Source organism: Paraflavitalea sp., from assembly GCF_059502485.1.
In genome coordinates, this window is the sequence record NZ_JCACET010000011.1 from 1,382,619 (window position 1) to 1,396,327 (window position 13,709).

The following is a 13,709-nucleotide window of genomic DNA, read 5'->3' on the forward strand; positions in this document are numbered from 1 at the left end:
GCGGTATTAGTTCGCCGCAGGTGGCGGAGGGGGATTCAGTTGGGCTGGTGGCACCAGGTTCTTCACGGGTTTAATCGTTTTGAGGTAGCTATAAATAGCTTTTACATCTTCGTCGGTAAGGTTCTTCAGTGCCGGTATGGGCATCGGCGGCATCAGCGGACGTGAATTGTCTACACCACGATATTTGCCTTCTTTGATGGCTTTGCGAAAATTCTCATACGTCCAGCCACCCAGTCCTGTATCATCGGGGGTAAGGTTGGCCGCATAGGTAATGCCCCAGGGACCAACAGCAGCTGTGAGGTCGCCTTTCAACAAAGCCCACCTGCCATCACGCACGATGGAGGTATCGAATTTTCCAAGTCCGCCTTGTGATGCATCATAGCCGGAAAGGAATTTCTCCATATCGGGCACCGGGCCTTGCGGCGTCATCGTCTTGGGTGTATGGCAGTCGCCACAACCTACTGCATCTACCAGGTATTTGCCTCTTGCCACTTCCTCCACAGAATCTGTTTTCTTTTCGCCGCCGGCAGTATTACCGGTCGTTTCGTTACAGGCAACAATGATCACCCCAATGGCTATTACAGCCAGGTACATGAATTTCTTCATTTTGTTCTTCTTTACTTTTATTTGATGAATGACTGATTGGTAATATCCAAACAGATACTGGAGGGTGTATATATAATCAGGCAAATATAGATGTACTAAGCTGGTAGAAGGGTCCGTTGTGATCTACCATCAGTGATGGACTGACACCGGAGAACTCTTTGAAGTCCCGGATGAAATGGGCCTGATCAGCGTATCCGCAATCGAATGAAAGGGAAGCCCAGGCAATCTTTTTCTCTTCCGCCTGCCGCAGGTGTTGGTAAGCATTCCGGAAGCGGATGATACGGGTATAGGTCTTGGGACTGGTGCCCAGCGAATCCCTGAAGCTGCGCTGCAACTGCCTTTCGCTCACATATAAATTTCTGCACAGGGACTCGATCGATATGTTTCCTTTTTCACGACGGATGATCTCTGCCGCATGCTGCAGATAATGCTTTGTATTCTGCATATCCTTCACCCTTTTCAGCAGGCAGGTCTCGGCAATGCTGATCAGCGTTGCCGGGTCTTCCTGGCCATACATGCGGTCGGCCATCTCATCGATACCGGGATTCCTGAAATTGTTTACATCGGTATAATCATTGAAGATCGCGGCTGCAGGTACATTGAACAGCTCTGCCAGGTTTTCGGGCTTCAGGTTGATGCCAAAGCACACGGAGTAGCCTTTGGTCTTCCAGGTAACGGCGTCTTTGTAGATGCCCACAAAAAAAGCATGTGGAAGCGCCTGCCAGTCTGCATTGAAAAACGCATGCGATTCCTGCTGGCGAACATGAACAATGATCTGGCTCATACCCAGGGGCAGGCACACTTGTTCCGGCGATTCCTCACGGGAGTCGCCGTCGAACACCTGGTACCAGTAGTTTTCTACGTATGGCTGCAGGGGCTCGGATGGCCTGAATTCCTTATATGAAATGATCATGATTCAACGGATGATTATCACCACGGTCGCAAAGATAATAGCCCCATCTGGCATGCCATTGAATAAAAGCGACATGTTTGGGTGATTTTGATAAAATGAGTAATAATACGGGGCAGCACGAACTGTCGTAATTACACCCTCTTTTTGTCAGAACAGCACAGCATCCAGTATATTTTTTCTTAATAGTTTTGACTTTATCAACGGAGGCTTGCCAGCCTTCCATCACAAGTAATGCTATTAAAAACATCAAAAGCACTTTTATGGTATTCAATCCTTATTTGAACTTCGACGGTAATGCAGAGGAAGCATTCCGTTTTTACCACTCTGTATTTGGTGGTGATCTTTCTGTTATGAAAATGAGCGATGCACCGGGCACAGAGAACATGTCGGCTGAAGAAAAGAACAGGGCCATGCACGTATCGCTGCCGGTAGGCAATGGCCAGTTTCTGATGGCTTCCGATTGTGTGCCTTCTGCCGGCCATGTGCTGCAGGTGGGTAATAACAATTACATTTCTATTGCTACCGACAGCCGCGAAGAAACAGAACGCCTGTTCAAAGGTCTCTCTGCTGGCGGCAAAGTAGAAATGCCGCTGGAAGATATGTTCTGGGGCGATTACTTCGCTTCTTTCGAAGATAAGTTCGGCGTACGCTGGATGCTTAATCATTCCAGCAAGAAGCCTTCCTGATATATTAACTAAGTAATAGCCATAAAGCAAGAGCCCTTTGATGAATATCAAAGGGCTCTTGCTTTATTATTTACTGATGGTAAGTTACCATTCTTCTTCTATTTCGGGGCCTCTCCTGCCGCCACCTCCGCTGCTTCCACCCTGCTGCAATTCGCGGTTGATCTGCTCAATATCTACCGGTCTTTCAGACGTATCGCCCATCAGGTGCAAGGTGAAATAATCGGCCATGCGCCAGAAGAACCACTCTGTCATATCTGCATAGCCATGGCGCTGACCAGGCAATATTACCAGGTCGAAACGCTTGTTGGCACGGATGAGGGCATTGGCCACGCGGATGGTGCCTGCAGGATGTACGTTGTTGTCGATATCACCTGTAGTGAGCATCAGGTGTCCTTTCAGGTTCTTCGCCAGGTCCTGGTTCTTTTCGATGTTGTATATGAATGTAGTATCCTTTTTATCGCCAATCGTTTCTTTCACACCGTGGTGCTGTTCACTCCACCAACGGTTGTATACCGCATTGTCGTGGTTGCCGGAAGAAGATACCGCCGCCTTGAAGAAGTCAGGGTATACCAGCATCGCAGCGGTGCTCATAAAGCCACCACCTGAGTGTCCGTGAATACCTACGCGATCCACATCGAACCAGGGATAGCGGTCAGCCAGTTGTTCAGCAGCTGCTTTCTTATCAGCCAATCCATAATCGCGCAGGTTGCCATAACCAAAGTTGTGGTACCATTTGCTGCGTGATGGGTGACCACCGCGGTTGCCCATTGTGATCACGATGAAACCAAGGTTCGCCAGCCTGTCGGTACGGTCCATAGAGCGGCCAAATGCTTTGTTCACCGCTTCTGTTTGTGGGCCGGGATATACATACTCGATCACCGGATACTTTTTAGTAGAGTCGAAATCCATTGGCTTGTAGAGTACACCATAAATATCCGTGATGCCGTCATCAGCTTTTACCTTGAAAGGTGTTGGGAATTTATATCCCGTTGACATCAGCGAAGAGAGATCAGCCGTTTCAAGGTCCATCACTTTACGTCCATCAGCAGCATACAATACTGACTTAGGTACAGTATTAACGCGGGAGAAATTATCTACAAAGAAGGTCTCATTGTCGTTGATGTTCATGCCGTGTTCAAACTCGCCGGGGTTCAGCAGTTTCAACCCCGTGCCATCGAAGTTCACGCGGTAAGCGTGCAGATAGTAAGGGTCTTCGTTGGCTTCGCGGCCATTGGCTGCAAAGAACACTACGCGTTTGGCTTCGTCGATACCCAGGATATTGTCTACGTGCCATGCACCGGACGTAATCTGGTTCTTCAGCTTACCGTTCTCATCATACAGATACAGATGGGCCCATCCATCGCGCTCGCTCCAGTGGATCATCTCTTTGCCTTCGCTCACCAAGCCTACCCGGCGTATTTCAATGTAGGTATTGAATCTTTCTTCGATGAGTGGCTTCACCGTGCCGGTATTGATATCTACCATACATACGTCGATCTTCTTCAGGTCGCGGCCCGTACGGGTGAAATAGAACTTATTGTTGTTGCCCAGCCATTTGGAGGGGCGCCAGTCATCGTCTCGTTCTTTGGCTATGGCAGGCTCTGTCCAGATGTTGAGATCCTGGTCTTTGAACTGGGACACCTGCATTTCCTTACCGGTTTTGGCAGTAGCATCAAACAGGTAGAGATGATCTACCGGTGACTCTTTTTCACCGGGCATCATGTACTTGTAGGTTTCCAGCGTAGGCCGCGGATCAGATAGTGTATTGATCACCCACAGCTCTTTCACTCTCCTGCTGTCGGTGCGCGTCATGGCAAAATGTTTGGAGTCGGCAGACCAATATGCCTGTACTGACTTGCGCTTGTCTTTATTCTTTTCTTTGTCTACGTTGTTCTCGTTCATACCACCACCACCATAGCTGTAGTATTCTACGCCATCGGTAGTAATGGCATGGTCAACGATAGTGCTGTCATCTTCTTTCACCAGGGCCTTTTCATAATTGGCCTTGTCCATCCAGTAGAGGTTGAAATTGCGGCTAAAGAGGATGGTGTTGCCATCGGGTGAGATATTGGCCCAGCCGGGTTTGCGTTTGGGCTTTTTGAAGTCGGGCAGTTCGGTCAGCTCACCTGTAGTGAGATTGTATTCAAAATAAAATACTTTCCTTTCGCGTGCTGGAGCTGCCGTAGCAGGCCCGCCTCTTCTGCCGCTGACAGTAGTAGAAGAATCTTTCTTCTCTACATCGAGCGTGCTTCTTACTTCAAACTGAATCCAGTTTTCATCTTTGATGAAGCGGAGACTGTCGAGGCCGAGGTGCTGGGCGTCGAATGGATCTTTGACGATGCGGGTGATCTTGGCTGCCAGGTCGGCATTGTCGAACATCACTTTCTTCTCTCCTTTCACGGGGTCTACGATGTACCATTTACGGCCATCGGTAGTCTCATACGTGTACCAGAAGCGATCGCTTTTCTTGAGCCAGTGTGGATCGACGCTGGTGCTGAAAATAAGTTTGTCGAGCTTGCGGGGTGCAAACCTTGCGGCTTGCTGGTAATTGGCTTTTGTAACCGGGGTTTGTTGGGCAGATGCAGTAGCTGTTGCAGCGGCCAACAACAGCAATAAGAAGCAGTTCTTCCTCATGTGCGATGGTTGGTTTGTCGCGAAGATCGGTATAGAAGGGTTTGCACCAAAAACCGGTTGTCAGAAAATACCGCCGCATACATAATGCGAAGGCTTGCATATGTCGGATATTAACCGCAGAAGCACTGTTTTTAACCCTACTTTCTCCCCGGCTTGGGAAATACGTTGTGGGTATTGGCCCATTGGCGCCAAAGGGTTTCGAGCTGTTGTACTTTATCGGGATGTTGGGTGGCAAGATCAGTGGTTTCGGTTCTGTCGGCAGCCAAGTTGAAGAGTTTCCATGTGCTGTCTTTGCCACTGCCTGACACGATCTTCCAGTCGCCCTGGCGGGCATAGCGGGCGCCGAAATGTTCATTGAATAAAGTGGTATGACCGGCAGAAGGTTTTCCGCTAAAAGAAGGCACGAGGCTAAGGCCGGTCGTAGCCGGAATAGCATGTCCTTTGTAAGTTGCGGGATACGTGGCGCCGGACAGCTCCATAAATGTGGCCATGAAGTCCATCACATGCCCCACATGATTGGAGTAGCTGCCTTTCTTTGCTCTGATACCTTTCGGCCAATAGGCGATCATAGGTGTGTGCAAGCCGCCTTCATATGAATCAGCTTTCCATAATACATACGGCGTATTGGATACGTTGGCCCAGCGTGGACCAATGGAAGAATAGGTTGTTTGCGGACCGGGTGCTGCTTCCTTTTTGGTAGCGTAGATGATCTTGCGGCCATCACGTGTGGCGCTGGGACGGTCGAAGCCGGGACCATAATTGGCAGCGTTTTCTCCGCTGGCGCCATTATCAGACAGGAAGAGAATAAGTGTATTATCCAGTTGACCGGTTTCCTTCAATGCCTGTATGATGCGACCAATACCCTGGTCCATGCGATCGATCATCGCAGCATGTACCGCCATCGCCATAGCATCCCAGGCTGTATCGGGATTGTTCTCCCAGCTCAGGTTGTCATTCCATCTTTTGGAGAGGGGTGTTTGTTTCGGATCGATGAGGCCCAGCTTGATCATCTTCTCGTAACGCGCTTTGCGGATAGCATCCCATCCTCCTTTGTAGGTGTCTTTGTATTTAGCTATATCCTGCGGCTCTGCCTGCAATGGCCAGTGCGGCGCATTCTCTGCTACATACAGGAAGAATGGGTCTTTTGACTTTGAATATTCTTTGATGTAAGCAACAGCTGTATCATTGATGGCATCGGTATGATAATAATTGGCGGGTACATTTTTGATCGGCGTAGTACCGCTTACCAGACTAAATGGATCATAAAAATCTACTACACCCCAGATCGTTCCGAAGAACTTGTCGAAGCCACGATTGGTGGGATATTGCGATAAGGGAGAGAATGAATCGTATTGCTTATGGTGATTCAGCCAATTGAGTTGTTCCTGTGGTGTTGACTGTACGGTGGTATTGGACACATGCCATTTGCCCGACATGGCCGTGTTGTAACCGGCAGCTTTCAGCACTTCCGCAATGGTAACGGTATTCTCCGTGATACGTCCGTAATAACCAGCCTCGCGCTCATCTTCCGTCATCTTGCCAATGCCTGCCTGGTGATTGTACAGACCGGTCAATAATGAAGCTCTTGTAGGACAACAGCGCGAAGTATTGTAAAACTGGCGATAGCGAATGCCTTGCTGTGCCAGGAAATCAATATTGGGTGTCTTCACTTCGCCACCATAGCAACCGAGGTCAGAGAAACCCAGGTCGTCGGCCATGATGACAATGATGTTGGGCCGTTCGGGTTTGGGCGCTGCCGCTTTCACCTCCGCTTGCTGTTGTGGTTGCTGTTTCCATGCTGCCAATGCAGCGATGCCAACAGCCGCCAGCAGTATACCTGAGTAGAGTTTGTATTGCTTCATATAAAACAATCGTCCGTTAAAGCCGGTAAATTAAAGTTACCACATAGCTTCCTTTCTCCAACCCGTCTCCTTTTTTCTCCGGAATGTCTCAATTTAAGGCGCTGTAGCAATATTAACCTGTCCGCCGTTCTTAAACAAGTCATGGGGCACGAAGTAGCCTTTGTTCTCACGACCGTTCACTTTGATAGAGCGCAACTTGCGGCCTTTGCCGGTCTTGGTAATGGTGAGCCATTTACCTGTGCTGGTCTTCCATTTCACTTCGTCGAACAAAGGTACGGTTACCAGGTATTCAGGATCAGTAGCAGAAAAAGTGTACAGTCCCAGTGCACAGAACACGTACCAGGCCGACATCTCACCTGCATCATCCATACCACTCAGCGCCAGGCCATCATCACCAATACCATATAATGTATTCAGGATGGTATCGATGATCTTCTGCGACTTCTCAGGTTTATTGATGAAGTAATACGCAAAGGGCGCTTCATGATCGGGCTGGTTACCATGGCAGTATTGACCGATCATCGTTTCCACGTTGCGGGCAATATGTTTGGGGTTCCAGGGCAATGTGAATAAAGAGTCGAGCTTGGATTCAAAACCTTTATTGCCGCCATAGAGGGCCACGAGGCCCGGCATATCATGGGGTGCAAAGAAGGATACCTGCCAGGCATTGGCTTCGCGGTACATGTATTCGTAATAAGGGTATTGCGGATCGAAAGGTGTGACCCAATCACCATTGGCCAGGCGGCCACGCATAAAGCGGGTGGAGGGATCGAACATGTTCTTGTAGTTCTTCGAACGCTCCATCAGGATGCGGTAATTGGCCGTGTCACCCAATTTCTTTGCGATCTGTGCCACGGAATAATCATCATAGGCATACTCCACGGTTTTGGATACACCGGCAGCGGCTTTGGTTTCCACGTGTGGGTTAGCGATCTCCGGCTCGGCGATATAGCCTTTTTCGATGTACTCTTTCAGGCGCGGACGTGAAGGGCCTTCTACATTGGCATTACGCAGCAACAACTGGTACGTTCCATTGATATCGAATTGATCGATGCCGCGCAGGTAAGCGCCGGCAATGGAAGAAGCGCCATGATCACCATGGAAGAAAGTAGGGATAAAGCCACGCTTGTCGCCCACGTCTTTCATCGACTTCACTACATCAAGTGTTATCTGTGGAGAGATCAGTCCCAACAACACATCTTTGTTGCGGTAGGTATCCCACAGGGAGGGTTCTGTGTAATAAGCGAAATCTCCTTTTACCACATTTCTCTTCGCATCTGTGTATTCACCATTAACATCACTGCGCAGGGCAGGCCACAGGAAAGAGCGGTAGAGGCAACTGTAGAACATTTGCTTTTGCTTAGGCGTGCCTCCTTTAACCTGTATGGACGACAGTAAGGTTTCCCAGGTAGTATTGGCTGCTTTGCGGATATCTTCGAACGATTTATTGCCAATCTCCTGCTCCAGGTTTTTACGTGCATTGTCCATGCTCACGAATGACAAGCCTATTTTCACCTCCACCGGTGCTGCACTACCATTAGCCAAACTGATCAATGCATAGCCTGAGCGCTGTCCTTCTTCGATCTTGTCCAGCTTTTCGATGGGCGCGCTGATGACCGCATAGAAGTAAACATTCTCACCGCTTTGAAAACCCTGCACCACGTTGGTACCGGCCTGCTCGATGCGCCAGGTGTTTACCCGGCTGTTGGCCTTGCCAAGATCGAACAACAGCCTGCGGCTGGAATTGTCTTTAAATGCATATTTATGATAACCGCAACGCAGGGTGGAAGTCAACTCCACGTTCACGTTGTAATCATCCAGGTATACCTGGTAGTAGCCAGGAGCTGCACTTTCTTTCTTGTGCGAGAAACGGGAACTGAAGGGATAGGTGGCCGTATGAGACAGGGGCAGGATCGGAATATTACACAGGTTCCAGTGTCCTTTGTTAGTATGGGTGAATCCCAGGATGGTAGAATCTTCATACTGGTACCCTGCGCCGGAGCCATACGCCGTCATGGGGCTTAATTGTACCATGGCGTTGGGCAGAGAGCTGCCTGGAAATGTGAGCCCGGCCCAGGAGCGCCAGCCCTGGGGTAATTCATAACCCAGGATCTTGGGATCGGTCATGGGCGTGGTGCCTATAAAAGTGTTGACTTGTTTGGTATGTGTAGTAGTCTGGCTGAAGGCAGCAGCCGTCGTGGCAAGGCAAAACAATAACGTTCCTGTTAATCTCATTTTAATATGGTTATATTCTTTTCCAAAATGCGATAAGGCTTATGCTAACACGATTTTGCTACGAATCTACAGAAAAAGCTGAAAAATAGTAGCTGCTTGTTTCCAACCTTTTACCAGGTTCCTCCTCTCCTTGTTGGGGCACGCATGCGGCCCCATCTGAGATACTTTATATTGTACACATGAGAACCCACATCCTGGCTGCGCTGATGGCGCTTTTATTGATAGTTGATCTGCCGGCCCTTGGCCAGCAGGCCACCCATAGCACCTTTAGCAAATTTCCCGTAGAACGGCAACTGACCGGCAAAGGCTGGTGGAAAAGCAAAGATCCTACCATAGAAGGGCTGGACCTGTATGCCGATTCGCTACTGCTGATGCGCCACAAGAGCGGACACCCAACTCACTTTTCCCTGATGGATGTAAAGAAGATCAACATTGTCTCGGCTGCGGCTCCGGTGGGCAACCAATATGGTCAATCAATGGGTTTTATTTCTTATGGACTGCAGCGCAACAATCTCTGGGTTTACGACCTCACGCAAGACAAAGTGATTGTGTACAGCTTATCTAACACGACGGCTGAACCTGCCCGTGCCGTTAGAGAAAGGCACATCCCTGTTTTTTATTATTCCGTACAAATGATAAACGACAGCACGCTGCTGGCCAGCGGCGACTATGATTCTCCTGCTAAACTATCATTGATCAATCTTACTACCGGCCAGCCCCCTAATCCACTGACATCTTATGATCCTGCCTGGTCACGGGCTAAGAAAAGTGCTTATGAAGGTTTTTTGTTCCTGAAGCCTACTGCCGACAAATGTGTACTTGCCAGTCGCTACGCTGACCAGATAGAAGTGACCGACCTTACCACCCGTCAATCGATCATTGTGAATGGTCCAGAAAACTACAAGCCTGCTGTAACTGAAATGACCGGTAATGATGGCAAGGAACTCAGCGCCCGCAACGGAAGCACGCGCTATGCTTTTGTGAGGGGAAAAGTAACTAATAAGTATATCTATCTGCTGTATTCAGGCAACAACAGTGAATCGAGTCACCTGTATTATGGCAAATACCTGTTTGTATACGACTGGAAAGGTAACCCGGTACAAAAGATCACGTTGAGTAGTTATATCGTAGACTTTGCGGTAACATCTGATGACGCTACCCTCTTTACTTTTCACCCATCTACCCAATCCATAGAAATCGCCTCACTTCAACCATAACAATATGAAACAGCTTTTATCATCAACAATCTGTACCCTGTTTTTGCTATCTGCATTTATCGCGACAGGCCAATCAAGCGCTACGATGCAGGTGGTATACGAGTTCAAATATGTGCGGGACCTTGCACAACCGGATAATCCGTATACAGCTAACATGATGCTGTTTGTAAGCCCGCAGGGCAGCCGCTATTGCACGCAAAAGCTGTACGAAGAACAGGAGCAACAGCGGCTCAGGCAGGCCCAGGTTCAGGCGGAACAGAAAGCGCTGTCCACACAACCGGCCGTGGTAGTGTCAGGAGGCCCCTTGTTGCGGGTCAATAAATATGGCGCCATCATCAATGAGGAGCTTATGAAAGATATGGGCGGTCAGCGACTAACGATCCGCGCCCACATGGGATTCAAGTATTACCGCATCGATACAGCCCTGCCGCGTATCGACTGGAAGATATTAGCTGATAAAAAAACGATCGGTCAATATACCTGTCAAAAAGCAACCGGGGACTATGGTGGCCGCAAATGGGAAGTGTGGTTTGCGCCCGATCTCGCTTACCAGGATGGTCCCTGGAAACTGACGGGGTTGCCCGGCCTGATACTCGAAGCACAGGACAGCAAGCGGGAGGTGAGCTTTGTTTTCGTGTCTGCGAAAACAGCAGATAACACAGAAGGCGCTCTGAAATCTTTTCTGGACCGTGATCGCAGTATTTTAACCGACTGGAAGGATTATAGCCGCGCCAAAACAGCCTTTGAGAAAGATCCTGAAGCAGTGATGGCTGCCTGGGCACCCAATGCCAGACTGTCGGTAAAGAATGTAGATGATCCACAGGCTACTCAGGTCACCCGCATCAAACAATACAATCCGCTGGAACATGTGGAGTAAAGGCCTGCGGATACTGTGTGGGCTCCTACTGTATTCTTTATCATTCTCCGGTGTGTTTGCCCAGCAGCGAACAATTACCGGCCAGGTAAAAAATGCGGCACAGGAATCTTTGTATCCGGCCAGCGTAAAGCTGGTCAATGATTCTGCTACTATTCTCCGGTTTGCGCTTACCAATCAACGGGGCGGATATACGCTGACTATTCCGGAGGCTACTTCCTCACTTTGGCTGGAAGTAAGTTATGTAGGTTATAAAAAAGCAAGGCTGGCAATAACAACTGCGCGTAGTGAATACGACTTTATCCTTCAGCCCGATGGCACGCAACTCGACACCGTGACTGTACGGCTACAGCCTACCATCCGGTTATCCGGCGACACGCTTAAGTATTATGTAGCTGGCTTTGCCGATAAGGAAGACCGCAGCATTGGTGATGTATTGCGCCGCATGCCCGGCATTGAAATAATGGCTGACGGCACCATTTACTTCAACGGTCAAAAGGTGGAGAACCTATACATACACGGTGATGACCTGATGGACGGCCGCTATAGTCTCGCCACCAAAGTGATCCGGAAAGAAATGATCGAGCGGGTGGATGTGATCAGTCATCACCAACCCATCCGGGTGTTGCAGGATAAAGTGTTCACGGATAAAACTGCCATCAACCTCGTTCTGAAAGATGAGAACAGCCTGAAGCTAACAGCCCGCGTGCAGGGTGGCGCCGGGTTGCCGGGATTGTACGAAGCAGGCATATCACCGGTGTTGCTGAACAAGCGCATCAAAATGCTGCAAACACTGGCTATCAACAACAGTGGTGTCGATTACCGCAATGAGCTGGCATCGCAAGGTGCTGCCCCCTTCTCTACCCCGCTGGCCAGCTCTCCCGCTGACGTTTCCTTATCCATGGCTACTATCGGTCCGCCCGACCTGCCACTGGCCAATTACTATTTCAACCGCTCGGGTATCATCCACCTGAATAACCTGTACAATACATCAAAGGGCTTACAGCTTAAAGCCAATATTCAGGGATATATCGACCGGAACAGCCTGGGTTATTTTCACCGGCTGGACAATTACACACAAAACGATACGATCACTTACCTGGAACAACAATCATATATCAATAAGCCAACAGTATTAAATGCAGCTTTTACCGTGATGGCCAACCGCACCCGGGGGTTCTTCAACAATGTGACCCGCCTGCAATGGAGCAAGGAAACAGGATCAAGCGCTATGGACTTCAACGAGCAATCTTTCACCCAGCAGCTGCGCAAAAACGTACGACAGTTTTCCAACGACCTGCGCTGGATGCCCGCGCTGCGTGGCAAAGGTATTGGCGAATTCGGCTGGCAAACCAGCTATCGCCGCGACCGGCAGTTATTGTCTATCGGTAAAGATTATTATGCTACGCTGCCGGGACAGGAAGGTTATTACGATGTAGTTCAACAGCAACTCACCACGCCTACGTTTGCCTCGCATGCTTATGCCGGCTACAAGCTTACCGGCACCCGGCTCAACCAGGAATTCAAAGCTGGCTTTGTGTTATCACAACAGCCGCTAACTACTTCACTGCGCATGGAGAAAGACGGGCAATTCATTCCGTATGCGGGCGATGACGGTAATGATCTGCATTGGAACAAACAGGATGTGTATATTTCAGGTAACTGGCAATACAATCACAATGCCTGGCGGCTTACGCTGCAGTTGCCACTCACCTGGCAACATATCAAGTACAACGACCCTGCCTACAACCTGCATGAACGAACTACCAGGTTGTTATTTACACCCTCGTTTCAGGCACGGTATACCATCAGTACGGAACAGTTCTTCTCTGCAGGTTATGAGCGCAGGAATAATTTTGGCGACCTGAGCCATGTGTACCGCGGAGCGTTGTTATCCAATTACCGTACGCTACAGGTCAATGCAGCCGGGCTACCTCAAAGAAGTACGGATGCCTTCAACCTCGACTACAGCTATCAGCAATCCATCAAAATGTTCTTTGCCAATGTGGGGCTCACGTATGACCAAACGCTTTCTCAAACCGTGTTATCCACGCGTATTACCGATAATATTCAACAGATCGTGTACCTGCCTTATGAAAACAGGCTTACCCGTTTTGGCGTACAGGGTGGCCTGAGCCAATACCTGTTTGCGTTAAAAACCACTGCTTCACTCAAAGTACGCTTCATCCGGATGCAATATGTTCAATTCATCAACGATGCGTTGCAACCGTTTTACAGCAATACTGTTTTGATCACCGGCAACCTGCTCAAAAAGCCATTGAACAAGATCCATCTCTCCTATCAGCCCAACTTACAATGGAGTTATACCAAGATGAAAACATTGAAAGAAGGTCAGTCTTCTTTTACACAACGTACTTTTCGGTTTGATCAATATGGTACCATTGGCTTAACGGTATTGAAAAAATGTGTGGTGGAAGCGACAGCACGGCATAGCTACAGCCGGGCTTCGCAAGGCGATCCAGTACAGTACTTCTTTCTCGACAGCGAATTGCGTTACCGGCTTTCTCCCAAGGGCATCGACTGCAAGCTGCAACTCACCAACTTGTTTAATGTAGCTACTTATACACGGTATTCCCTCTCGGCCAACCAGGCCGTGCTCGATCAGTATTATATCCGTGGACGGATGGCGATGTTGAGGATTGATTATTACCTGTAATTATT

9 protein-coding genes are annotated in these 13,709 nt (G+C 49.1%); 4 read left to right on the top strand and 5 right to left on the bottom strand.

Annotated features, from left to right (window positions below; genetic code table 11):
- Positions 1-6: 6 nt before the first annotated feature.
- Together AC5JBY_RS33230 and AC5JBY_RS33235 are read right to left on the bottom strand one after the other, a co-directional pair.
- Positions 7-606, bottom strand: coding sequence for a c-type cytochrome (locus AC5JBY_RS33230; protein ID WP_495909026.1), 600 nt, complete (start codon positions 604-606; stop codon positions 7-9).
- 76 nt (positions 607-682) lie between these two features.
- Positions 683-1,519, bottom strand: coding sequence for a helix-turn-helix domain-containing protein (locus AC5JBY_RS33235; protein ID WP_495909027.1), 837 nt, complete (start codon positions 1,517-1,519; stop codon positions 683-685).
- 260 nt (positions 1,520-1,779) lie between these two features.
- Here AC5JBY_RS33235 and AC5JBY_RS33240 point away from each other — a divergent pair, with 260 nt between their 5' ends.
- Positions 1,780-2,205: a VOC family protein gene (locus AC5JBY_RS33240; protein ID WP_495909028.1), complete on the top strand. Its 426-nt coding sequence runs from the start codon at positions 1,780-1,782 to the stop codon at positions 2,203-2,205.
- Between the two features lie 84 nt (positions 2,206-2,289).
- Here the strand turns inward: AC5JBY_RS33240 and AC5JBY_RS33245 are convergent, their stop codons facing one another.
- From AC5JBY_RS33245 to AC5JBY_RS33255, 3 genes are all read right to left on the bottom strand, one after another.
- The gene (locus AC5JBY_RS33245; RefSeq protein ID WP_495909029.1) at positions 2,290-4,839 is read right to left on the bottom strand and encodes a S9 family peptidase; all 2,550 of its coding nucleotides are present in this window, start codon (positions 4,837-4,839) and stop codon (positions 2,290-2,292) included.
- Between the two features lie 137 nt (positions 4,840-4,976).
- Positions 4,977-6,701: an arylsulfatase gene (locus tag AC5JBY_RS33250; RefSeq protein ID WP_495909030.1), complete on the bottom strand. Its 1,725-nt coding sequence runs from the start codon at positions 6,699-6,701 to the stop codon at positions 4,977-4,979.
- Positions 6,702-6,794: 93 nt separating this feature from the next.
- Entirely contained in the window at positions 6,795-8,936 is a 2,142-nt protein-coding gene (locus AC5JBY_RS33255; RefSeq protein ID WP_495909031.1) for a GH92 family glycosyl hydrolase, read from the bottom strand.
- 179 nt (positions 8,937-9,115) lie between these two features.
- Here AC5JBY_RS33255 and AC5JBY_RS33260 point away from each other — a divergent pair, with 179 nt between their 5' ends.
- The 3 genes from AC5JBY_RS33260 to AC5JBY_RS33270 are packed head-to-tail and all read left to right on the top strand — an operon-like array spanning position 9,116 to position 13,704.
- On the top strand, positions 9,116-10,153 hold the full coding sequence (locus tag AC5JBY_RS33260) for a BF3164 family lipoprotein (protein ID WP_495909032.1): 1,038 nt from the start codon (positions 9,116-9,118) through the stop codon (positions 10,151-10,153).
- 4 nt (positions 10,154-10,157) lie between these two features.
- On the top strand, positions 10,158-11,030 hold the full coding sequence (locus AC5JBY_RS33265) for a GLPGLI family protein (RefSeq protein WP_495909033.1): 873 nt from the start codon (positions 10,158-10,160) through the stop codon (positions 11,028-11,030).
- Positions 11,020-13,704: a TonB-dependent receptor gene (locus tag AC5JBY_RS33270; RefSeq protein ID WP_495909034.1), complete on the top strand. Its 2,685-nt coding sequence runs from the start codon at positions 11,020-11,022 to the stop codon at positions 13,702-13,704. Before AC5JBY_RS33265 ends, AC5JBY_RS33270 begins: the two co-directional genes overlap by 11 nt.
- Positions 13,705-13,709 lie beyond the last annotated feature (5 nt).